The 23,822-nt window shown below is 54.8% G+C and carries 16 protein-coding genes; 7 read left to right on the top strand and 9 right to left on the bottom strand.

The annotated features are described in order from the left end of the window. Positions 1-125: 125 nt before the first annotated feature. The 9 genes from CJA_RS19190 to CJA_RS15770 form a co-directional block, all read right to left on the bottom strand. The gene (locus tag CJA_RS19190) at positions 126-1,877 is read right to left on the bottom strand and encodes a cellulose binding domain-containing protein (protein ID WP_238526781.1); all 1,752 of its coding nucleotides are present in this window, start codon (positions 1,875-1,877) and stop codon (positions 126-128) included. Positions 1,878-2,001: 124 nt separating this feature from the next. Continuing rightward, positions 2,002-3,861 (bottom strand): non-reducing end alpha-L-arabinofuranosidase family hydrolase, encoded by a 1,860-nt coding sequence (locus CJA_RS15805; protein ID WP_012488857.1) that lies wholly within the window; start codon positions 3,859-3,861, stop codon positions 2,002-2,004. A gap of 125 nt (positions 3,862-3,986) precedes the next feature. Next, on the bottom strand, positions 3,987-5,786 hold the full coding sequence (locus CJA_RS15800) for an endo-1,4-beta-xylanase (RefSeq protein ID WP_012488856.1): 1,800 nt from the start codon (positions 5,784-5,786) through the stop codon (positions 3,987-3,989). Positions 5,787-5,988: 202 nt separating this feature from the next. After that, the gene (locus tag CJA_RS15795) at positions 5,989-7,641 is read right to left on the bottom strand and encodes a cellulose binding domain-containing protein (protein WP_012488855.1); all 1,653 of its coding nucleotides are present in this window, start codon (positions 7,639-7,641) and stop codon (positions 5,989-5,991) included. Positions 7,642-7,948: 307 nt separating this feature from the next. Next, entirely contained in the window at positions 7,949-9,106 is a 1,158-nt protein-coding gene (locus CJA_RS15790; protein WP_041551645.1) for a helix-turn-helix domain-containing protein, read from the bottom strand. Between the two features lie 323 nt (positions 9,107-9,429). Beyond that, complete coding sequence (locus CJA_RS15785) at positions 9,430-10,173, bottom strand: polysaccharide lyase family 20 protein (RefSeq protein WP_012488853.1); 744 nt, start codon at positions 10,171-10,173, stop codon at positions 9,430-9,432. A 137-nt stretch (positions 10,174-10,310) separates the two neighbouring features. Next, entirely contained in the window at positions 10,311-11,900 is a 1,590-nt protein-coding gene (locus CJA_RS15780; protein ID WP_012488852.1) for a hypothetical protein, read from the bottom strand. 20 nt (positions 11,901-11,920) lie between these two features. Continuing rightward, positions 11,921-14,440, bottom strand: coding sequence for a LamG domain-containing protein (locus tag CJA_RS15775; protein WP_238526780.1), 2,520 nt, complete (start codon positions 14,438-14,440; stop codon positions 11,921-11,923). A 10-nt stretch (positions 14,441-14,450) separates the two neighbouring features. Then, positions 14,451-15,716, bottom strand: coding sequence for a hypothetical protein (locus tag CJA_RS15770; protein WP_012488850.1), 1,266 nt, complete (start codon positions 15,714-15,716; stop codon positions 14,451-14,453). A 1,002-nt stretch (positions 15,717-16,718) separates the two neighbouring features. On the opposite strand from CJA_RS15770, the gene CJA_RS15765 reads away from it, so the two are divergent. The 7 genes from CJA_RS15765 (at position 16,719) to CJA_RS15735 (ending at position 23,784) form a co-directional block, all read left to right on the top strand. After that, on the top strand, positions 16,719-19,760 hold the full coding sequence (locus tag CJA_RS15765; RefSeq protein ID WP_148208903.1) for an HzsA-related protein: 3,042 nt from the start codon (positions 16,719-16,721) through the stop codon (positions 19,758-19,760). 22 nt (positions 19,761-19,782) lie between these two features. Further along, positions 19,783-20,568, top strand: a complete 786-nt coding sequence (locus CJA_RS15760) for an SH3 domain-containing protein (RefSeq protein WP_012488847.1) — start codon at positions 19,783-19,785, stop codon at positions 20,566-20,568. Continuing rightward, positions 20,538-21,185: an outer membrane beta-barrel domain-containing protein gene (locus CJA_RS15755; protein ID WP_012488845.1), complete on the top strand. Its 648-nt coding sequence runs from the start codon at positions 20,538-20,540 to the stop codon at positions 21,183-21,185. The genes CJA_RS15760 and CJA_RS15755 overlap by 31 nt, the downstream gene beginning before the upstream one ends. Positions 21,186-21,255: 70 nt before the next feature. Continuing rightward, positions 21,256-21,747 (top strand): TlpA family protein disulfide reductase, encoded by a 492-nt coding sequence (locus CJA_RS15750; RefSeq protein ID WP_012488843.1) that lies wholly within the window; start codon positions 21,256-21,258, stop codon positions 21,745-21,747. Next, positions 21,744-21,968: a DUF4266 domain-containing protein gene (locus CJA_RS15745; RefSeq protein WP_012488842.1), complete on the top strand. Its 225-nt coding sequence runs from the start codon at positions 21,744-21,746 to the stop codon at positions 21,966-21,968. Before CJA_RS15750 ends, CJA_RS15745 begins: the two co-directional genes overlap by 4 nt. Continuing rightward, positions 21,955-23,118, top strand: a complete 1,164-nt coding sequence (locus CJA_RS15740) for a DUF3570 domain-containing protein (RefSeq protein ID WP_012488841.1) — start codon at positions 21,955-21,957, stop codon at positions 23,116-23,118. Before CJA_RS15745 ends, CJA_RS15740 begins: the two co-directional genes overlap by 14 nt. A gap of 117 nt (positions 23,119-23,235) precedes the next feature. Beyond that, positions 23,236-23,784, top strand: coding sequence for a glutathione peroxidase (locus tag CJA_RS15735; RefSeq protein ID WP_012488840.1), 549 nt, complete (start codon positions 23,236-23,238; stop codon positions 23,782-23,784). Positions 23,785-23,822: the final 38 nt, after the last annotated feature.

Genomic DNA, 23,822 nt, shown 5'->3' with positions numbered 1-23,822 from the left:
ATTAAAAAAGGCCCGGTATTGAACCGGGCCAAAGGGTTGGCTATCACCCTGAAACCGGAAAGGCGCTGGTCGACGCTTGCGACCAGGCACCTTTCAATGAGGATTAATTATCAACGAGCACGTAATCAGAATTGTGTGAAGAATTGCCAGGCTTCTTCGGCAAGCCAGGTATTGCCACTATCGCCAGTCGAGCCATCATGGGGTGCTGCAATATGGCCGGCATCATAGGCACACCAGCGTACAGGATAGTTTTTATTGGGGCATTGATAGCTGGTACAGGTGTGACGCAGGCTGCCGATGGAGGGTTCGGGTGGGTTGATGACGGTACAGCTATTGTTTCTGACAAACCGATCGCGCAATGCGCGACCGCGATCCGGGGTAAACACATTGTCGCGAATCCCATGGCCGCCGAAATAAGCGATAGGGCTATTGCCTCCGGAGCAACCGCTGATTGAGCCTGCACCGTAGGCGGCAACACCGCGGAATACATTGGCCCGGGCGCAGGCAATAGCATAGGTCATTGATCCGCCGAAGCTAAAACCGTTGGCAAAAATGCGGCTCTCGTCGATACACAATTCTGTTTTTAATTGCGCAAGAATATTATCGGTAAACGTGACATCTGCACCGCCACCATTGCCCCACCCGTTACCTATACCCTGTGGCGCCACAAAAATCGTGGAGTCACCAGACAACTTTTTCATCCCGTAGTGAGCCCAGGTATTGCGTTGAACCGTTTGGCCGGTCGCTACATCATCGGCGGTACCACCGACCCAGTGATAACCGAAGATCACCCGATAGGGACGAGTATTGTTGTAGTTAGTCGGTGCATCCAGGATGTAGCTGCGCTGTGTACCGCCGCTTTGCAATGTAATCCTGCCGTTTTGCAGTGTGCGCGGTTTACCGCAACCGGCACTGGGTACTGCTGCACCTGCACTGCTGTTCGATGACGATGACGATTGCACGGAACTGCTGCTGCTCACACTGCCGCAATTACCTGCCCTGACCGTACCACCCACAACACTTAACGAATCTATATTGGGTAAGCCTTCGGCTGTCGTTGCAGACAACTGCACAATATTATTGCCCTGTACCAAATCCACATCGATAGTTGCGGTTTGCCAGGTGGTCCAGGCGCCGGTCGTGGGCAAACTCACCGTATAGTTACCGTTGCTGCCGCCGTTAATCACCAGTGAGCCATTGCGATTGGCGGTTCCACCATTGGCATAGCGGATAGTCAGGGTGCGACGGCCACTGCTGGTAGCATCTATCGCCCAGACTACCGCTGCCCCCTGGGCATTGTTGGTGTTGGCAAAGCCACTGCCGGTAAAGCCGGTGTGGTTATTATCGATGGTGCCATCCACACGGCAGAAACCGGCTTGTGCTTCTTGCAACAGCAGTGCGGAGGCCACACTGGATGCAGAAGATGAACTGGTGGTGGGTGTTGAAGAGCTGGAAGCCACAGAGCTGGTGGTTGCACTGTTACAAGCGGCGCCGGTGACGGTTGGTCGCTCGGCGGTGCTGCCATTTTTTTCGCCCTGGAGGCCGAAGGAGATGGATTGTCCTGGCGCGATGCTGCCGTTCCAGCTCATGTTGGTGGCGTTGTAGGGGTTGGTGCCGGAGAAGTTGGCATTCCAGCCGCTGGTCATGCGATTGCTGGAGTATTGCCAATTCACGTTCCAGTTATTGATGGCGGCACCGGTATCGTTTTTGAGGGTGATATTGGCGGTAAAGCCGGTGGACCATTCGCTATCGATGGTGTAGGTGCAGGCTGCCATGGCAGCGGATGCTGACAGGCAGGTAAGCGCGCTGGCTCCGGCAATGGCGATCAGGTTTCTCCAATTAACCCGATGCATATCCGGGATGATGTTTTGTTTCACGATGGCTTCCTCATTAAAGGTTTACACCTGTTATTAATGTACGGAGGAAAGCATCAGCAGCACCCCGACGGGCGTCGGGATGTTGCTGATGCAATCAAAACAATGATTGGAAGGGATAGCGACTTTATTTTTTAAGTCGCAATAGCCCCAACTTGTAAGGAATCGTGTTGTACGTAGAGCCGGGGCCGGATGCGCCTTGGTAGAGGAACTCCAGGTTGCAAGGATCTACCGTCATTTTTTCATCGTGACCGGAGCGGATCAGTTCGCCGTGGCTAATACCATCAGCCCATTTTCCGGTGGACCATTCCACATTGTTGTTGCCGGCAAAGGGATTGGCTTCTGTGTCAGCCAAGGGCGTCCATGGGCCATCCAGGCTGGTCGCTGTCCAGGAGCGGAAAAAGCGCGGGCCGCTGATATAGGCTTCCACCATTAACAGATATCGGTTTTGTCCATCCAGCTTGTACACATTGGCTGCTTCAAACAGATAGCTGTTGCCATTGCCGCGGTGATCTTCCATCACAATCGAATAGCCTGAGAAATTCGGGAAGTTGGCAAGGGTTGTCTTGGATACATACAACACACCATCGTCGCGCGAGAAATACAAATAACAATGGGTATCGTTACAAATTACCCAGAAATCCAGCGCGCCATTAGGCTCACCCTGTAGCAGTTTTTGTTTGGCTGACCAGTTGGGGTTACGGATATCGTCAGTGGTTGCATAAGCACCTGCCCACTGGGTAATCAAATACCATTTGTTATGCGGGCGGAAATAAAACACCTGTGGTGCAACGGTATTGCCGACACGGCTGCCGTTCATGGAAATATGCGGTGCCTGCTGTGCCGTGTTCCAGTCGGTAAAGCTGGTATACATGGATCGGTAGGCAGTGTCATAGTAGGTTGCATACACATGGTAGGTGTCGTTGTATTTCACGATGGACGGATCCTTGATGGATATCCAGCCTGGATTTTTAGGGCTGATCAAGGGGCCGGTCGAGGTCCAGCGCAAGGGGGCTTTTAACTCACAGGTTTGTGATGGGGTACTTGATGAGGAGGATGACGATTGCACGGAACTGCTGCTGCTCACACTGCCGCAATTACCCGCCCTGACCGTACCACCCACAACACTTAACGAATCTATATTGGGTAAGCCTTCGGCTGTCGTTGCAGACAACTGCACAATATTATTGCCCTGTACCAAATCCACATCGATAGTTGCGGTTTGCCAGGTGGTCCAGGCGCCGGTCGTGGGCAAACTCACCGTATAGTTACCGTTGCTGCCGCCGTTAATCACCAGTGAGCCATTGCGATTGGCGGTTCCACCATTGGCATAGCGGATAGTCAGGGTGCGACGGCCACTGCTGGTAGCATCTATCGCCCAGACTACCGCTGCCCCCTGGGCATTGTTGGTGTTGGCAAAGCCACTGCCGGTAAAGCCGGTGTGGTTATTATCGATGGTGCCATCCACACGGCAGAAACCGGCTTGTGCTTCTTGCAACAGCAGTGCGGAGGCCACACTGGATGCAGAAGATGAACTGGTGGTGGGTGTTGAAGAGCTGGAAGCCACAGAGCTGGTGGTTGCACTGTTACAAGCGGCGCCGGTGACGGTTGGTCGCTCGGCGGTGCTGCCATTTTTTTCGCCCTGGAGGCCGAAGGAGATGGATTGTCCTGGCGCGATGCTGCCGTTCCAGCTCATGTTGGTGGCGTTGTAGGGGTTGGTGCCGGAGAAGTTGGCATTCCAGCCGCTGGTCATGCGATTGCTGGAGTATTGCCAATTCACGTTCCAGTTATTGATGGCGGCACCGGTATCGTTTTTGAGGGTGATATTGGCGGTAAAGCCGGTGGACCATTCGCTATCGATGGTGTAGGTACAAGCGGCGGACGCAGCCTGGGATAAGATCGCCAGGGCTGCACCAGTACTCACCAGGCCGCAGGTACGTTTAAATACCTTGGCGAGGATGTTGGGAGTCTTGTTGTGGTTAATCATCATAATCTCCGTTACAAAAGTGGTTTCATCGCTATTGTTTAATAGCCCGTTCACGAAAAACGGGTGATGTTTACTCAGCGGCTGTTGCTCATAAAATCCTGTTTATGAGCAACAGGGAGGCGCTTTTATTGATTGAGGTAATTGTTAATCAACCACGTCATTGCCGGGCGCGGTGTGCCATTGTCCTGGATCAAACCGGAGCCTTCGATCCAGGTCCTGCCCACCACATATCCCCAGAGGGTAATGCCATGCACATGTGGATGGTTGTAGAACACGGGGAAGTGAGCCTGGAAGTTCTGCAATTGAACCTGGTCATTGGTGTCACCAATGTCGTATTCGGAAATGTAAATGGGCTTGCCCACCTGGTTCCAAATATTGTCGATGGCGGTTTTAACTTGCGCTGCGGTCATGCCTTTCAATTCGTGAGCCTGCAGACCGACTGCATCAATATAATTGCCTTGGGCTTTAGCGAGCGCGATAAACTCGTTGTGCTGCCAGCGAATATTGTTGTAGTCGTTCAGGATCAAAATGGAGTTGGGGCAATATTGGCGCGCCAGTTGGAAAACGCGCTGGATCCAGTTATTGCCAAAAGCCCTTTGCGCATAACCTGCAGGCTGGTGGCCTGGCACCGCTTCGTTCACCACGTCGATCATGGCGGTATCCGGGTAGCGCGCACAGTAATCGCGAATCCACTGCTCAATTTCAACGGCAACTTCCGGGCCGCTCAAATTGTTCAGCCATGAAGGTGATTGTGCACCCCACACAAAGGTGTGGGCTTTTACCGGAATATTATTCTGGCGGGCATAGGCATAGATGCGATCCAATGGCGCCCAGTTGTAAACGTTACGAGTGCCTTCAACCGAACCCCACTTGCTTTCATTTTCAGGAGTAATCTGATTCCAATAGCGGGTGAAGTCGGATCTCACGGCGCCGGACGTTGTAATGTTGCCAATAAATTTTTTGGCCGATGCAGCACTTGAGCTACTGCTCGATGATGACGATTGCACGGAACTGCTGCTGCTCACACTGCCGCAATTACCTGCCCTGACCGTACCACCCACAACACTTAACGAATCTATATTGGGTAAGCCTTCGGCTGTCGTTGCAGACAACTGCACAATATTATTGCCCTGTACCAAATCCACATCGATAGTTGCGGTTTGCCAGGTGGTCCAGGCGCCGGTCGTGGGCAAACTCACCGTATAGTTACCGTTGCTGCCGCCGTTAATCACCAGTGAGCCATTGCGATTGGCGGTTCCACCATTGGCATAGCGGATAGTCAGGGTGCGACGGCCACTGCTGGTAGCATCTATCGCCCAGACTACCGCTGCCCCCTGGGCATTGTTGGTGTTGGCAAAGCCACTGCCGGTAAAGCCGGTGTGGTTATTATCGATGGTGCCATCCACACGGCAGAAACCGGCTTGTGCTTCTTGCAACAGCAGTGCGGAGGCCACACTGGATGCAGAAGATGAACTGGTGGTGGGTGTTGAAGAGCTGGAAGCCACAGAGCTGGTGGTTGCACTGTTACAAGCGGCGCCGGTGACGGTTGGTCGCTCGGCGGTGCTGCCATTTTTTTCGCCCTGGAGGCCGAAGGAGATGGATTGTCCTGGCGCGATGCTGCCGTTCCAGCTCATGTTGGTGGCGTTGTAGGGGTTGGTGCCGGAGAAGTTGGCATTCCAGCCGCTGGTCATGCGATTGCTGGAGTATTGCCAATTCACGTTCCAGTTATTGATGGCGGCACCGGTATCGTTTTTGAGGGTGATATTGGCGGTAAAGCCGGTGGACCATTCGCTATCGATGGTGTAGGTACAGGCAGCCGATGCGTTAAAGGCCAGGGCTGTTAGTGCAGTGCCGACGCACAATAGCGCTGTTGTACGTTTTAAAAAATTACCCGGGTGACGGTAATCGCTTGCGGAAATTGTCATGGTAATCTCCATGGAATTTATAGGGATGAATTGCGGGTGCTGCTTGTAAAAATACCCGGTCCGAAGACCGGGTTAATTCAGTACGGGGTACAATCGACAGCTTGCACATGAGTACTGATGCAGCATGAGTTTGGTTGATGTATTTCACAGTGCGTTAACTACCGCTGTGATTTCTTATTCTGAAGTGCTGTTGGAAAATTTTTTATCGGCAAATACTTCCTGTCACTGCCGGAGCCTGGGCCGCATTATTATTTTTTGTCCCCTGGAATCCGAATTCAACGCTCTGGCCCGGTTGGATCACCGAGTTCCAGCTCAATCCACTGGCCGCATAGGGGTTGCTGCCTGTCAGGTTGGCATTCCAGCTATTACTAATCCGGCTGCCATCGGTGTAGTTCCAACTGACATTCCAACCATTAATCGCAGTAGTACCGTTATTAGTAATGCGAATGGAGGCGGTATAGCCGTTGTTCCATTGGTTGGTCACAACATAGGTACAACTGGCATTGGCGCCGGTATTGGCAACAGAAGAACTGCTCCTGCTGGAACTGCTGACGATGCTACTGGAGCTTGAACTTGAGCTGCGTACGGAAGAACTGGAACTGCTGCTGGTTGTTGTACCTTCACTGACAAAGGTCGCAATACTTTTAGGCTCAACCCAGAAGCTGGTGGCACCATTGGTCATACGGTAGGCTCCGCCATAACTCACATTCAGGGTATCTGAGGTACTGTATTTGACGAAAGACGCTACCGTGGCATTTTGCAGATTGACATTCAGGTTGCGCGATGCGTTACCGTTGTTAACGACCACCATGACAATTTTATTGTCAGGGCCTTTATAGGCAGTCACCATCACATCGGAATAGGGATTTTCGGTGGCGCCAATACGTTTGAATCCAGGGCGTACAAAGCGTGCGTATTGAGACATGATGTAGCCGCGTTTGCTAACTTGCCCGTCCTCCTTGATAAAACTGTAGAAGCGACGGATATACCACCAAATATAAGCGTTGAAGTTAGCTGCCATACTCCTGTGCAGTTCTACACCCACATCCAATGCCAGGGGCCAGACATCCGCATCATTTTTGCTATCGGTGTAGTGCTCTGTCATCCAGACTTCCTTGCCTTTACTGCGCGCCAGTGGATAGTCCTGGGGAACTGCACCGTAGAGGTGGCCGGCAATGATATCGGCGTGCTGTACGGCGGTTGGGCTATTCAGAACCGGATCGGTAAAGCGTTTTGTGAAGCCTACGGCTTCACCGACGGCAACTTGCAAGTCGGCACCAAAGCGTGAACCCTGTGCGTTGAGGAAATTCACAAAGTCATTGCCATTCCAATCACAAGACTCATAATCCGGATGCCAATCCGGTTCGTTTTGCAAGGAGATCGCATGCAGCGGTGCGCCATTACGTGACATATGATCGGCAAAGCCGAGCAAGTGGGTGGCATAGTCACCATAATATTCAGGCAAGAGCTTTCCACCATTAATCAAGCTTTTATTGGATTTCATATGGGCCGGTGGAGACCAGGGCGATGCCAGTAAGATTGCTCCCAGTTGACGTGCACGTACAGCGGCAGGCACTTGCAGGCGCCAGTTGGCGGAGTTGGGGTCAATGCGCATGCGCATAATCGATAGTCCCAACTGACCCTGGTCGCTGCCAAATGCGGTTTCCAATTGGGATGTGGTGAGATCGTTGATCCAACCGACACCGTTCATACCGCCAAATCCGCGAATGGTTTGATACTCCGTTGCGGCATTGACATTGATGGTTTGTGCTAAAGCCTGGGTGCAGGCAAGGCATAGACCTGCAATCGACAGAAACAGGGTTTTGTAGAGACCCTTGTTCTTGTTGTTATTCATTGGTAGCTCCTTGATATTTGAGTCGGTGTTTTTATGGAATGTGCTCGAAGCAATAGACATGGCAGGTGTGTTTAACTCTGTCAGGTTTGTCGCTGTGCCGGGACGGCAGAGTAGAGAGGGAGCAAGGGAAGCAATTGCACTAATGAAAGGTTTTTTATAAAACTGTAAAAAGTTGAAGATTCTTTGCAGTTAGTTAAATGAAATCTGTGCCAGGAAAATGCAATATGTGAACTATTTATCGTTAGAGGTCAGTGCAACATGAGCAATCATTTTTTTGCACTATTCGGGTTATAGGATTGTGCAGGGTTTAATCGCTATCTGACAGGTAAAGGGACTTGAACATTTTAGGGGTACAGCCGTATTCAATTTTAAATAACTTGTTGAAATAGGACACATTGTTATAGCCAACTGAGTAGGCAATTTCAGAGACGTTCGCCTCCTCACTTTCGGATAACAGCCGGGCTGCCTCTGTCAGGCGCAACTTGTTCAGGTAGGCACTGAAGGTGAGACCTAATTCATCTTTTAAAATATCATTGATTTTGGTGCGATTAATACCAAGTGTGGTTGCGGTTATTTCCAGGCTGATATCCGGGTTGGCATATTCTGTGGCTATATGACGTAACAGCGCGCTTTTCTCTTTATCCTTTTGCGGCTCAATAGACAGTTTTTTGTAGGCGATCAAGGGTTGATCCTGTTTGACCTTTTCCCGTATTTGCTCGGTCAGGGCAACGACATATTGACGAAAGATCCACACAAAAAAGATGATCCAGCAACACAGGCTGATAACGCCTGCGGCATACAGATAACGATCCTCCCTGCCGAGCAATTTGATATCGGTCAGCTTGACATAAGAGGGGGTATCCAATGGGCTTTGTAATGAGTTCACAAATGCAAAACCCATCACCTTATCAAGCTGGTAGCCCCTGTCGCTGTATTCATAACCGTATCGCCCTAGCCACCAGTGGGGTGTGTCCAGCTCATCAAAGCCAATAGTAATCGTGTTCCAATGGTGGCTGCAGGAAAAGGCCGTTGAGGAAACCCGTCGGGTGACAGCCTGGTTGATGTCAGTAACTTTCTCATCAAAACTGAACAATACCAACAGCAAGACATTTTTAGGGTCGCATAACACTTTGAAGGAGAAACTGCTGTATCGCGTCAGATCAACCAGGCGATAAGGCTGGTCGGCCTCGATAAAGTACATAGAGTAATGGGTGTAGGGAAATGGTTTTTCCGGATCGAGTAGAAATTCGTACTCGATAGTGCCCACTTCGCTTTTCAACGACAACACGGTTTTACCAACGGGGCTTGGTGGTTCTGTCGAGGATATCCATGGCAGATCCTGATCTCGCGCAGGAAACAAGGGCGTGTTCAGTTTTGACTTGGCGACACCGGCATACACAATCATGAGTGTCAGAATAATAAGCGTTAAAAATGCGAAGGTCGCATTTCTATAAAACCTGAACATGGGAAGGTCAGTATCCTTGAACTGTATCGTGGTGCGCGTATCACTGGTTATTATGGTTATCAGTGTTTGCTGATATCGATTACATAATGTCATACCGTCTTATTGATAGACAATATGCTTTTGTTGGTATGGGCAGCAAAATGAGAACCGGCAGCAGCTTTTGCTGTGTACTAATGACAAAAATAGGCAATTAATTCTTGTTGCTTCTATTTTGGGGAATTATTTTTTCTTTTGTAATTTTATATTTTATCTATAAAAATCCACCTTTTCCTAAAGACATTATTTTTAAATATAAATAGGAGTTTGGGTGCCATTTTATAAAGCTACTCGCATCCACGCTTGTTTTTGTCTGACTTTATGGCCAGCAGGGATTGAAGGCTACTGCTTTCCAGCGCTGCATCAATCCAGATTTCCGCCGGTTGTTTTTCCTGTGTGCGCAAAATACCGATTTGGGTAAACATCCGGGCATCCTTGGCAGGCAGGGTAGGGAAGTGGTATTTGCCCATATCCTCGCCATTGACCCAGGTCTGGACAAAACCGGTAGCCGGGTTGGTTGACCAGTGGATATGCAGCGCCACTCGCTGCCATTGTCCGGGGGCAGCTCCTGCATCGAGTGTCCAAAAAGGCGTATCCTGATTGGATTGCTGGAAGCTCAGGGACTGGCCGTGGATATTAAAGCGAAACATTTGCTGCCAGCTTTTATCCGATTCCCAGTAGCCCAGTTCATGTTTGTGTTGGCTCAGGGCTTTGGGTAAATAAAAAGCGAATGCAAAAAAGGTGTCCTTGCCTTCCCGGGTCGCGCCCTCTGGCATACGGTGATGAAACTCACTGCGATTCAATTGCTTGTTACCATTCCACAGGAACATATCGTCTCCCGTCAGTTGTACCCTGCCGGCAAACCTGCCGTCGTAGCTGCATTGGTCCGTTACCGAAAGTCCCGCTGCATTGATACCGGTATGCCACTGGCTCGCATCACCGGTTTCAAAATCACCGCGCCAAAGTATGTCGGCCTGAAGTGGTGAGCTGCACAGGATAAGCAGGGTAGCGGCATAGTGTTGTAGTGTCATTGTGGAAAATCCTGTTCGTTATTGGATGGGCTGTTCAGGCGGGTGTTGCGATGGACACTATTGTAAACCGGGACGGCACGCCATAAAAAAAGCCGGTACAGGGTACCGGCTGAGCGCTAGCAAGGAGAACAACGAAATCAGGTGGGGGCGTTGCCGATGGTGCCGTTGACGATGGGGCGAAAGGCAGTGAGGCGGTCCATCATGGTGGCGTTGCCCAGGCCGTGGCCGGGGAAGCGGCTGCCAAACAGGTTTTGCTCGCCGTGCAGTGCCATGTAATTGAGCAACACGGTTTCAACCAGCAGGTTGACGTTATTGGCTGCCGGGCTGCCGGCGGTTTCCACATCGCCACTGGGGCGCATATAACCAATTTGCTTGCCGGTGAGACTGCCGTCGAGTTGTGTGGGGCGCCCTGCCGGGTTGTATACCAAAAAGAAGGAGCAGGCGGTTTGCTGGTCATCGCCCGTCCAGACGCCTTTGCCGCGGCCTGCCATAGAGTTGTCGAGCATGCCGTTGCTGAATACCGAGCCATCGCTGAACACATAAATCATCAAGGGTATGCCTTTGCGCGCGGCATATTCCAGGCAGGCGCCAATACATTTGCCTGCGCGCTCATCGCGGATTTCACCGGTGGAGCGATCGCCGGTGTGATAGTCGTAACCGCCCATGGTGATGGTGCCGGCACCGGCAAAACCGTTTACCACCAGTTTCATCACCGATGCTGTTTTGCGGAATTCGCCGTCGCTGTTGAACTCATCGAACGAGAAGACCCCATTGCTGCCGACGATATCGCTGTCCTGGATTGGGTTGATGTCGCCGGGGTTGCCGAAGCGCGCGGCCAGGTCGGCACTCTTCACATAACCGCAGCGCAGCAATTCTTTTAATTGCGCATCGCGGCTGGTGCCCAGTGCGGGAATCGAATTAATTTTGGCATCGCTGATGCGGTAGATGGATTCCATGGTTTTTACAATATCTTCCTGCGACATCAGGCTGACCAGGTCGCCCACATCGACCAGGCCTGTGACATCGTTGGGGTTGTCGATTTTGGTGGGGCGCACTTCGAGGTTGATCAGCGATGCCGGCGCCATGGAGTTGCCGCCCGAGTCGCTGTTGCGCGAGCCGATCAAATCCACCAGTGAACCGCCCGCACCGGCGCGGTAGATACCATACATGGGATTGTGCGGATTATTGCCGGTGTCATTTTCCGAGCGTGCAGCGATCACCGCGCCATTGATATTGGCTGCCGTGGATTCCTGGATCTTGGCATTGATGCCCGCCAGCAATTGCGAGTCACTGTGAAAGGCCAGGCCCAGACTGGTATCGACCAGGGTACCGGCGGTGGATGCGCTGGGCGCCATATCGGCCGGTAATCCCTGTTTGCTGTACCCCGCCGCACTGATGAAATCCAACTGGCCGCCGCGCTGGCCCACCAGGATATTGGAGCCGGCAAAGTTGGCGCCGCCCGCCAGGTCGAAACAAATGAAGGGAATCTTGCCCGCGCCCTGGGCGGCGATACCGCAGGCATCGCGCACCGCTGCTATATCCGGCGACAGGCCGACTTCAGCGGCCAGCAGCGGGTTGGCAATCAGGCTCAACAGCGAGCCGCCCACCAGGGTGCCACCGCCCACTTTAAACCCCTGGGCGATAAGTTCGCGGCGGGTGACCGGGCGACGGTGGTTGTTGAGCAACAGGGGCGCATCCGGGTGTAAAGGTTGTTTGTATTTGGCCATGGTCTTTGTCACTCCGGGAATTATTGCAACAGCATGACGGCGCTGCCGAGGGCGGCGGCGCAGCTTGCCTTGACGGTGGTCAGGGTGCGATCACTGGCGCAGCTGCCACCACAGCTGGTCATGTTGTCGATCAACTGGTTCAGCTCCAGGCGCAGCGCCGCCGGGTCCGCCTGCTCAGCGAGCGGGCTGTCGGGGTTGTCGCCATCGGCTAATTCGCTGGCCAGCAGGCGCGCCAGCAGCGGCTCGATGATTTGCTCGCGCTTGGTGGCGGTATTGAAGGCAGTACTGGCCCCGGCGCTAAAGTCGAAACCGGGGAATACCAGGGCGCGCGCTGCACTGCTATCGACCAGGGCATTGCAGTAAGCGACGGTCAATTGGGTGATGCCCATTTGCTGCGCTGCCAGGAAGCCATCGAGGTTGGTCAGGGTTGGCAGCTGTTGCTTGACCTTCTCGTAAGTCGCGGCCACCTGGGTGTGGGTCGCAAGAATACCGGTCATTTGCGCCAGGCTGGCGTTGATCTCGCCAAAGTCGCGCAGGCCCAGGCGCGGCTGGTCGGGAATATCCGCCGGATCAGCCGGTGCCGGTGCTGCGGGGATTTCGCGGTTATAGAGATTGGCGCCAATCTGGTCGAAGGTGAGGAAGAACAGGTCTTCCTCGGGGCCGGATTTGGCTTCCACCACTGTTCCCAGGGGCGAGAGCAACTGGCGGCCATCGACAATCGATGCCGCGCTGATGAGGGTGTCGATATGGCCAAAGACCTGGCCAACCGGCGCCTCGGTGCCATTCACGCCAATGCGGATGCCCTTGAGTGGGATGTCGCCGGCTGGTTCCGCATCGTTCAGGTTGGTGAAGAAGGGAGTGGCAAATTGATAGCCGAAGTCATCAATCTGCTGCACCTCAAATACGATGTAGCTGCCGGGCAGGTCAATCAGGTCGGACACGTTAAACAGCAGCAGGTACTTGGCGCCTACACCCACTTCAAAGTTGGTGGCGATGGCCTCTGCGGTGATGGCGTGTTTGTGGATAGCCAGGAAGCGCACACTGCCTTTCCAGGGACGGTTGGCGGAGACTTCGTTGCCTACCACCAGGGCATAGCCGTTATCCCAGTCGCGCAGTACCGCACCGGCAGAAGGGTCCTGGTCGCCGGTAAATTCACCATTCACGTACAGGCGACGGCCATTGACCGGGTCAAAGGTGACGACCACATGCTGCAGCGAGGCCTGCACGCGCTGGTCGTTGTCATTGGTGGCCAATACCGGCTCGCCATTGGCATTACTCTGGTTGGTGCGGTTCATCGCCACATAGTTGTAGTCGTATTGGCCGAGGGTGAAATTGCGCTCGTTGGTGCTGGCGGAGTAGCTGACGATACGCGCGGGGTTTTCGTTGTTCATCCCCTGGTCGACGTTATCGGGGATCACCCAGGTTTCAATACTGTATTCACCGGTGCCGCGCAGCAGGTCGTAGAGCTTGCGGCTGCCCGCCACGGTCGCCTGGGCGCGGCCGTTGTCGGCCAGTTTGATGCCCCAGGCACTGCTCCAGGCGACATTGCCGATCAGGCCCAGGTCGGCAACCGGATCAATCCCCGAGGTATCAAACGCCACTGTGCCCTTGCCGGTTTTGAATTCGTACTTGGCGATGATATCGCTGTCGATACGTCCGCCACTGCTGAGCACGAAGGCATCGCCCAGCCCCACCGCCTTACTCACCACCAGATCCGGATCGACTTCCACTTCCGGGATACCGTTGGCGAATGCCTGGATGGCGCTCTGCATCTCATTGGCATCGTTCGCGCAATTGCCGCTCCAGCAGTTATGGGAGTCGGCGCGCAGGCGCTGCACCAGGCGCGATTGGGATGGATTGTCCAAGCGGATTTTGCTTCTCGATGCCTGATAGGCGACAGCCACATCCTGGCTGGCCAGGTAGGGCTGCTGGCGGGTGGCGGAGGATTCGGAGTGGCAACCGGCGCAGTATTGGGTCAGCAGCGGATAAACCGTAGCCGCAAAGCCGCTGTTATCCACCGGGAAGCTGCGGGTATTGGCGATCTCGCGGTCTTCCGGTGCCTTGAGGGTGATGTCATTGGCACTGGTTTCGCGCGGGCCGGCCCAGCGGTTGATCCAGGTGGTCATATCGTCGCCACAGGCGACCGGGTCGGCGCGCCAGCAGTTATGGCCGCCGACCACCTTGGTTACCAGGCGCGATGAGCCGGGATCGGTCAGGTTCACCAGGCTGTTATCGATCACTGCCGCATAGGCGAGGTTAATGTCGTCGCCGCGCGCAAAAGTGGGCGCCTGGGTTTGGTGGCAGCCGCCGCAGCGATCCTCGCGCGCGATGTTGAGCCAGAGTTCATTCTGGAACTTGGTGATATCGCTGGTGGTAGCCGGCTTGCCGTTATAGGTAAAACCGCCGCCCGCCGGGGGCGGTGGCGGGGTGTTGGGTTTGACTTCCGAGCCGCTGCCGGAACCGCACGCGGAGAGCAGGCCGACGACAAGTAAGCTGGCGACCAGCGCCAGCGGGCGAAGCAATGGGCGGGTAGTGTTCACGATCTTCACCTTATTCACCTTTGCAGTAGTCGGCAGTGTCGATAAACACTTGCTTCAGGTTGTAACCGGCGCTGGCGAAATTCTGGGTGATCTCGCGCACCTTATCGCGGTCAGTCGCATCGGCGGGTTTGCGCAGGCAGACGTTGTGAAACACTTTTTCCACCTGGCAGCTGGCAAAGGCCTGGCTGTGGGCCAGTTCAGTATTCATGCTTTTGGCGCCTGAGCCGCTGCCCGGCAGGCTGCTGTCCCAGCCCAGGTGGCTGTTGATACCGGCGCGCCAGTAGTTTTTCCAATCGTCATTGGTGGTGACATAGCCGTAGCGGAAGGTGTTGGCGTTGATCAGGTATTTTTTCTCGACGCGGCTGTTGGTATCCGGGTCAAGGGTGCTCTCGGTGTTGTAATGGATGCTGCCGTTCTGGCCTTCGGGGTCGGTCTCCAGGTTGTACTCGTAGTCGTAATAGGCGTAGGCCTTGGCCAGGGGATCCATGCCGTTGTGGCAGCCGATACAGTTATTGAGGTAGACGCGGCTGTCGCCGCCGGGGCTGCGGCTCACATCCTGGCGGATAAAGTCGGGAACCAGGCTGGTGTCGTGCACCTGCTCCAGGTCGCGGCACAGGTGGTTGATCAGGGTAAAGCGGAACATGGCGCGGTTGGTGCCGGCGTAGAAAAAGGCCTTGGCGGCGGCACGGGTGGTGATGACACCCGAGGTCGCGGCTGCCGGCAGCCCGGTCACTTCCGTCTGGGTTCGGCGCACCAGGGTATTCTTCAGGCTGACGCCCTGGTTTTCGATGGCCTCGTAATGGGCATTGTTGCTGTTGGAGTAGGCGGGCAGGCCACCGGCGCTACTGGTGTAGAGGATGTTGTCGTAGAGCGCGGAGCGAAAATCCAGTTCATCGCGCACCATGCCAATCACCGTTGCAGTGTAGTCATTGAGCGGCGCAAAGACCGTGCGGTCGCGGTTGGTCCAGGGTGTGGCCAGGTTCTTGAGGGTAACGCTGTAGAAGGCTTCGTTATCCATGGCAACGCGCACGGCGGCGGCGACATCGTTGTTGCGGATGTGGTCGGCCATGGTTTGCAGCACGGCTTCGGTCGGCAGCACACCGGCGACGCGGTTATGGATTTGCAGGGCTTGCTCGCGCGGGCCGGCATGGCTATAGCTGCTGGCGATGGCGAGCGACAAGAGCCCGATACGGGGCAACTGTCGCAACAGGCGCTGCCAGGTAATGGCAGTCCCTGAGCTGGAGGAGGCGGATTGAGTGGTCACGGTTGCTCCCATAAAGGCGCCGCGGGGGCGCTCTGGTTTAATCGAAAATAGTTAACAGCCTGGAACGGGTGGCTTATTTCATCGTGCTTATTTTTTGTTGCTCATGCCGGTTCGTTGTGCGTGCGTAATGTGTCCATTGCTTTGGCGCTACAAGCGGATATGCGCGCAACCTGACGACTGATGGATAAATAGCCATTTTGTCGCTTATATGCAGCCGCTATGCCTAAAAGTAATGGGGTACATGGCTTCTTGCATGATTTTGAGCATAGGTCACAGTTTTTGAAAAAATGGCGCACATTTTCTGTTTCTGCTTGCCAGGGCTTGCTACACCTGTGGAACGACAGCCGGTTGTTTTGTCAGATAGGCCGCCGCCGCTGTGGGCAGGGCGGCGCAATATCCGGTGTGGCACTGCACATGGCTGATACAGGTAAAATCTATGGTTTATAAGGAAAAATCTGTAAAAAATCGCTAAAAATGCCTTTATCTTTCACATGTTTGCTTGATGCCAGCTTGCCTGGCGTCCAGGGGAATCGGGTCAGTCGGATTAACGTTGCAGGATGTCCCTGCTTATCGGGGGCGGAATCAGGCCCAAGTATAAACCTGGCGCTATAACAAAGCCTGGCTTGCGCTTACCCGGACGCATCGACCATGTCACAGATTGTCAATTTGGTACCAATAGGGGCGCAATGCGAACTGGTTCCCCGGGGTGTGTTTGACGGGGATTTGATGGCATTTTTGGCGTTTGGGTCATTCGGTAATCCCTGCCGTTATTCCGCCTGCAGTAACCGGCCATCGACTCGGGAAATGTCCTCTGGTTAAATCGAGAGGCTTTTCACAATTCCATAACCGAAATGGGTTGATGATGCGATTCCACCGCTTATACCGGCTGGCCTTGCCTGATTGGCGTGGGTTTTGTATATCAAGGTCAGTTTTGGCTATATATTGGCAATAACTGATAAGAAAACTTTATAAAACATCCCTTCACCCACTATCTAGCGACCTCGGGTCCCGGTTATGACTGACACATCCCCCTCATCTCTCTACCTGATCCGCCGCCTGGCCATCGCCTCCCTGGCGCTCTCGGGCCTGATGCTGGGCGCCTGCGGCGGTGGTTCGGGAGGGAGTTCCAATTCCGGCCAAAAGCCGGACCCGGTGGTAGTGGATATGCCCCTGGCCTATGTGCAGCGCAGCATTCCGGTCGATGAGGATGGCAATCCGGTATTTCGCGATGTGTTTGAGCCGGATGCGTTTAACCCCGGGGCCGAGTTATTCCTGAAAGACCGCGCCACGGTGCAGGCAGCGGTTGCCAATATCAGTCGCGCCGCCTTTGAGGGCGACCCCAATTTCACGCCCGAAACCCCCAATTACGATGTGAAGGATGTGACCTCCTCCCTCGATGGCAAGAAGCTGGCATTTGCCATGCGTGCGCCTGAAGATCCCGACCTGGACGAGGACGAGCAGCCCACCTGGAATATATGGGAATACGATATCGCCAGCAAAACCCTGCGGCGCATCATCGATTCCAACATCGAGGCGGAAAAGGGCAATGATGTCAGCCCGCGCTACCTGCCCGATGGGCGGATACTGTTCAGTTCCGACCGCCAGAAGCGCGCGCGTGAAATCCTGCTCGATGAGGGCAAACCGCAGTTTGGCGCGGTCAATGAGCGCGACAATGACCTGACTGCCTTTCACCTCCACAGCATGCGCGCCGATGGTACCGACATCCAGCAACTGACCTTTAACCAGAGCCACGATATCGAGCCCAGCCTGCTTGCCGATGGCCGTGTGCTCTACCTGCGCTGGGATGGCTTTGCCACGGATCGCCTGAGCTTCTACACCATGAATCCCGATGGCAGCGATGTGCAGCGCTATTTCGGCTACGCCAGCCTCAATATTGCCAATGCGGAACTGGACGAAACGGCGCGCCTGTTCCAGCCGCAAATGCTGCCCGATGGTCGTATTGCGGCCATCTACATGTACAACCAAACCCAGTTGGGGGGCGATATGGTGGTGATCAATCCGGTCGCCGATGCCGAGGGCGAACCCAGTTCCATTTCGGTCAAGCCGGTGGATATCACCCCCGGCAATGTCTCGCTCCACGGCCGCTTTGCGTCGCTCTCCCCACTGTTCGACGGCACCAACCGCCTGCTGGTGAGCTGGAGCCAATGCCGCCTGCTGGAAACCGCCACCGAACGCCTGCGCCCCTGCCTGGCCGAACTGTTCAGTGAGGGCCAGCCAATCGCCGGCTATGAAGAGGCGCCGCCCTTCTACGGCATCTGGATTTACGACATGGCCAACCAGACGCAACTGCCGGTGGTATTGGCCGAAGATGGCAAGCTGTTTACCGAAGCTATTGCGCTGGAGAACCTGGCCACACCACCGGCATATCGCCCCAGTGAACTGGATGCTGCCCTGGCGGAATTGGGGGTGGGTATAGTGCATATCCGCAGTGTCTACGACCAGGACGGCGTGTTTAATCCCCTGGGTTCCGGTGCGGCCGGCCTGGGTGAATTGGCCGCGCGTCCGGCAGAATTGCGCCCGGCGCGTTTTGTGCGTTTTATCAAGGCGGTCTCTGTGCCCGATAACGAAACCCTGGACGACCAGCCGGACGAGATTTACGCCAATACCTTTAACCAGGTGAATGGTTTGTTTGAAATCCTCGGCTATGCGCCGGTAGAGGCCGATGGCTCGGTGCTGGCGCGTGTCCCTGCCGATGTTGCCTTTACCATCGAAGTGCTGGATGCGCGCGGCCGCCGTATCCTGGCGCGCCAGAGCCAATGGACCAGCCTGCGCCCGGGTGAATGGCGCGAGAGCAATGGCCTGGCGATTTTCAGCCGTGCCGATTTAGCGCCGCCGCCGCTCAATACCGGCGCCGCAACGACCGCCAACTTTCCCAACACCCAGCGCTACGATCCCCTGGGGGCCTTGATCGCCCCGGAGATGGGCCAGACCATGGCCGAGTTTGCCGCCGAGTCCACCTACTGTGCAGAAAACAACCTGGCGCAGGTGGTGTGCTTACCCATGGCGGGTCCCGGCCAGGCGCGCAACCTGCGACCCATAACGGTTGACCTGTTATTCAACGATGAATGGAGTGCGCCCGGTATTACCCCATCGGCCAGCATCAGCCTGCGCTATAACGACCTGGAGCCCGGAGCCACCCCTGACCAGGTCACTGCGCCCACCCCGGAAGCCTGCCGCAATGCGGCAACCTGGACCGACAACTGCCGTGTGGTAATCAATTACGAGTACCACATCCAGCCGCTGTGGGAGCGCGAGCGCCAGCCGCTGACCGATGGTGTGGTGACAGCCAATACCTGTGCCGGCTGCCATGCGCCGGCCGATGCCGATGGCAATATCCAGGTGCCCCAAGGCCAGTTGGACCTGACCCGCACCAAGCTCCAGGCCAATGCGCGCATGACCTCCTACAACCAGTTGCTCAACGGCAACCAGCGCCGCATCCAGTACCTGTACGAAGGTGGTTTGGCGACGCTCTTGCCTGTGTGTGAATTGGAAGATAACTACGACTTTATCCCCGAATGCCAGGTCACCCTCGATGAAGAGGGGATTCCCACCTGTGCCGGGGTAGTCGATTGCCCGTTTGAAATCCGCGATGAAGAAACCGGTGAGTTGGAATTGGATGCGCAGGGCAATCCTATTCCCCTTATGGTGGAGACCGGCGCCCTGCCGCCGCCCATGAGTCGCGCGGGGGCCAACAGCAGCAACCGTTTCCTCGACCGCTTTGCACCCAACTGGGATGTCGCGGCCAACTATAAAACCGGTGCTATTGTCTATTACGACCCTGTCGCTGGTGATGGTATAGGAGGATATACATTCCAGGCGCGAGTGGATAATGTAGGCGCCACGCCCGATGTTAACCAGGGCCAAACTGTCCAGTGGCAGCGTTTGCGCCAGCGCCCGATGCTGGAAGGCATCTTGCAGGACAGTGTTGACCACGCCGGTTCACTCAACGAGGCGGAGCTGAAACTGCTCTCCGAGTGGCTGGATACCAACGGGCAGTACTACGCCAATCCTTTCGAGATGGTGATCCCCAATTAAACGAATAGACCGAGATCAAGGCATGACCGCCGTGTACCCCGCCGTAGTGTGGCGCCCTTATCTGCTATGGCTGGCGCTCCTGGCCACCTTGGCTGCCGGGCCTGCACAGGCCCAATGGAACTGGTTTTCCGACAAGGCACCGCTGCAAGTGACCGTCAACGATGCGTTTCTGAATGTCTATGCAGGGCCCGGCTCGGGCTATCCGATTTTCCATGTGGTCGAGCGCGATGAAGTCATCACCTTGCTTAAAAGCCGCACCGACTGGATCAAGATCGAAACCCGCCGCGGCCTGCAGGGCTGGATCAAGCGCAGCGACATGCTGCTCACCCTGTCGCCCGATGGCTCTGTGCCGGATTTCCCCGATCCGGGCCAGGTGGATTACCTGGAAGACCGCTTTGAGCTGGGGGTAGCCTACGGCGACTTTGCCGGTGCCGATGGCCTGGCGTTCAACCTGGGTTACCGCTTTACGCGCAACCTCTCGGCGGAGCTGCGCTTCGACTCCAATACCGGGCAATTCTCCGATAGCAAGATCATGGCGGCGGCGGTGCTGTTCCAACCCTTCCCGCAATGGCGCGTATCGCCTTACTTCAGTGTCGGTGCCGGCACCATCAAAACCTATCCCAGCGCAACCCTGGTCGAAGCGGAAGACCGCGATGACAACCTGCTGCAAGCCAGTCTGGGTTCCTATATCCACCTCAACGGTCGCCTGTTCCTGCGCCTTGAGTACGCCAACCACTATGTGCTGACCAGCCGTAATACCAATGAAGAGGTCAACGAATGGAAACTTGGATTCAACGTCTTTTTCTGACGCTGGCGCTTGCAAGCTGCTCCCTGGGTACCTGGGCGCAAGCGGAAGAAGACGGCGAGCTGGGCAAGATCATCGCGCCGGATATTGAGCGGCGCCAGATCAAGGAGGCGGACCTCGACAGTGAAAACTTTGAGGTTGGTGTGTTTGCCGGTTTGCTCAGCATCGAAGATTTTGGCTCTGGGGCGGTGACCGGCCTGACCCTGACTTACCACATCACCGAAAATGTATTTATTGAAGGTGCCTATGGTTTAAGTGAGGCCCAGGAAACCAGTTATGAATTGCTCAGTGGGGGTGTGGAGCTGCTCACCGAGGACGAGCGCGACTTTACCTATTACAACCTGTCGCTCGGCTACAATTTTTTCCCGGGGCAAATTTACATCGCCAAGCGCTGGACCTTTAACAGCAACTTCTACCTGATTGCCGGTGCCGGCAACACCGAATTTGCCGCCAAGGAATATTTCACCTACAACATCGGTGGCGGTTTGCGTTTTTATGGCACCGACTGGTTAGCGCTGGATATCAGCATGCGCAACCACGCGTTCAAGCACGAGATTTTTGGCGAATCCAAAGCAACCAATAACCTGGAAACGCGCTTCGGTATTTCGCTGTTTTTCTAATGTTCAACGGGCCTAGGCCCTATGACTGTTTTTCAACGGGCACATGCCCTATGACCATGGAGTTATGTCTATGTTGATACGCAAAACCATTCTCTCGCTCGGCCTGGCATTGGTTGCCAGCCTGATGGTTGGCGCGGCTAATGCACAGCCTGCCCCGGACTTCACCCTGCAATCGAGCACCGGTGAAAATGTTCGCCTGGCCGAACAGCGCGGCAAGGTGGTGATGCTCAACTTCTGGGCCTCCTGGTGCGGCCCCTGCCGCCAGGAAATGCCGCTGCTGGATGCCATGTACAAGCGCTACAGCGCGGCTGGTTTTGTGCTCTACGGCGTGAATGTGGAAGAGGACAACACCGACGCGAAAAAACTGATTAAAGAGCTGGGCGTGGATTTGCCGGTGCTGTACGACCCTGAGAGCAAAGCCAGCAGCCTCTACAAAGTCGATGCCATGCCCACCACGGTATTGATCGATAAAAAAGGCCAGATCCGCTACGTCAACCGCGGCTACAAACCCGGTGACGAAAACAAATACCGCGACCAGATCCGCGAGCTGATCAAAGAATGAAAACACAGCGCCTCCTGTTGCTGGCGTCGCTCTTTGCTATCGCCGCCTGCAGTCCGATTAAACCCTGGGTCAAACCTTATGAACGGCAGAATATCGCCGATGAAATCATGAGCTTTGATCGCGATCCGGTAGCGTCCAGCTATCTGCACCACGTCTACGATGCACGTGAAGCAGCGCGCGGTGGCGATGGCGCATCGGGAGGTGGCTGTGGCTGTAATTAATCGCCTGCTCCTACTGCTGCTGGTCTTGTCCGTGTCTGCCCGGGCCGCCGTGTTGCCCGATGAGCGTATCGATATCCTCTACCACGGTTACGATGGCGGCGGTGCGCAAATCGACGGCCCCTCAATCCTGGTGCGCAAAAATGTGGGCGCTTCGGTGTCGCTGGCGGCCAATTACTATGTAGATATGGTCAGCAGTGCGTCGATTGACGTGGAGGCCACCGCAAGCCCCTACAGCGAAGAGCGTAAGGAGCACGGTTTAAGTGCGCAGTACCTGGTGGACCGGTCCACCATCAACCTCGGCTATACCGCCAGCAAGGAAAATGATTACGACGCAAAAACCTACAGTTTTGGCATCGACCAGAGCTTTTTTGGTGACCTGACCACCCTGGGTTTTGGCGTGAGTTTTGGCCAGGATGTGGTTGGCCAAAATACCGACCCCACCTATAAGCGCGATTTGCAGCGGCGCAAATACAGCATCAATGCCTCGCAGATTGTGACTAAAAATCTGCTCGCCTCCTTCAGCTACGACGCGGCGACAGACCAGTGCCTCAACCTGACTGATGAACAAAGTTGTTTAAACAACCCCTATCGTTCGGTGCGTTTCCTGGATGCGGTATCGGGAGGGTATTCGTATCAAGCTGAGCGCTACCCGCATACGCGCAATAGTGATGCCTTTGGTATTCGGGCTATCTACCATTTGCCCTGGCGCGCGTCGATACGCGGTGAGTACCGCACCTTTGAGGACAGCTGGGGTATTGAGGCACAAAACTACGAGTTGCGTTATACCCATGCCTGGCGCGATAACTGGATATTGGAAGGCAAGGTGCGTATCTACGACCAGAAAACCGGCGCGGATTTTTACAATGATCTTTTTCCGTTCCGTGATGCCCAGAATTATCTGGCGCGCGATAAGGAGCTGAGCCCGTTTTCATCGTCTGTGATAGGTTTAGGGGCTACTTATAAACTACCCAAAGGTTTTGTCCCCTGGTTTGAAAAATCCACCGTCAACCTCTATTGGGATCACTTCAGTATTGATTACGATGATTTCCGCGATGCGCGTGTAAATCCCAGCGAATATGCCGCCGGTACTGAACCGCTCTACAGCCTTGAAGCTGACGTTATCCGCTTCTACTTCTCCTTCTGGTATTAAACGGATCGGCAGAAAATCCTGCCGATTCGCTATTCCTTAACCATTCTTCGCATCCATTTCCTGCCGGCAGGCGTATGATCAGCAGTCTTTCCCCTTTCTATCGTCAGGAGGTTTATCGTGTTGATCAAGGCTGCACACTGTTATTCCGGACTCTTATTCGGCGCCCTGCTGGCGGCTACAGGCGCCCAGGCTGCCTGCCCGGACTACCTGCAGGGTGAGTACCGCAAACTGCATTCCCAGGCGTCGGTCGATCTCTGTGAACTGACGGAAAACAAGCCGGTATTAGTGGTAAATACCGCCAGCCATTGCGGCTTTACTTCCCAGTTCAAGGAAATGGAAGCGGTCTACCAGAAGTACAAAGACAAGGGGTTGGTCGTGGTGGGTTTTGCCAGTGACGACTTTAAGCAGGAAGATAAGGACGAAGAAAAAGCGGCCGAAATTTGCTACCTGAATTACGGTGTCACCTTTACCATGTTGGCGCCCACCCATGTCACTGGCGACCAGGCGAATGATTTGTTTAAAACCCTGGCCAAAGAGTCGACGGAACCCAAGTGGAATTTCAATAAATACCTGCTGGATAAAAACGGCAAGCTGATCCAGCATTTTGGCAGCCGTGTGAAACCGGATGCCGCCGAGCTGACCAGCGCAATCGAGAAAGTCCTGTAATCCATTTTCAGACCGGCAACCTGCGTGGGCAGGTTGCC

This window comes from Cellvibrio japonicus Ueda107 (assembly GCF_000019225.1).
Lineage (GTDB): Bacteria > Pseudomonadota > Gammaproteobacteria > Pseudomonadales > Cellvibrionaceae > Cellvibrio > Cellvibrio japonicus.
The sequence above is the reverse complement of the archived record's forward strand: the minus strand, read 5'-3'. Positions and strand labels throughout refer to the sequence as shown.

Coding starts and splice junctions, on each gene's coding strand:
- CJA_RS15805 (WP_012488857.1), bottom strand. CDS start 3,861: ATGATTAACCACAACAAGACTCCCAACATCCTCGCCAAGGTATTTAAA.
- CJA_RS15800 (WP_012488856.1), bottom strand. CDS start 5,786: ATGACAATTTCCGCAAGCGATTACCGTCACCCGGGTAATTTTTTAAAA.
- CJA_RS15795 (WP_012488855.1), bottom strand. CDS start 7,641: ATGAATAACAACAAGAACAAGGGTCTCTACAAAACCCTGTTTCTGTCG.
- CJA_RS15790 (WP_041551645.1), bottom strand. CDS start 9,106: ATGTTCAGGTTTTATAGAAATGCGACCTTCGCATTTTTAACGCTTATT.
- CJA_RS15785 (WP_012488853.1), bottom strand. CDS start 10,173: ATGACACTACAACACTATGCCGCTACCCTGCTTATCCTGTGCAGCTCA.
- CJA_RS15780 (WP_012488852.1), bottom strand. CDS start 11,900: ATGGCCAAATACAAACAACCTTTACACCCGGATGCGCCCCTGTTGCTC.
- CJA_RS15770 (WP_012488850.1), bottom strand. CDS start 15,716: ATGGGAGCAACCGTGACCACTCAATCCGCCTCCTCCAGCTCAGGGACT.
- CJA_RS15765 (WP_148208903.1), top strand. CDS start 16,719: ATGACTGACACATCCCCCTCATCTCTCTACCTGATCCGCCGCCTGGCC.
- CJA_RS15760 (WP_012488847.1), top strand. CDS start 19,783: ATGACCGCCGTGTACCCCGCCGTAGTGTGGCGCCCTTATCTGCTATGG.
- CJA_RS15755 (WP_012488845.1), top strand. CDS start 20,538: ATGGAAACTTGGATTCAACGTCTTTTTCTGACGCTGGCGCTTGCAAGC.
- CJA_RS15750 (WP_012488843.1), top strand. CDS start 21,256: ATGTTGATACGCAAAACCATTCTCTCGCTCGGCCTGGCATTGGTTGCC.
- CJA_RS15745 (WP_012488842.1), top strand. CDS start 21,744: ATGAAAACACAGCGCCTCCTGTTGCTGGCGTCGCTCTTTGCTATCGCC.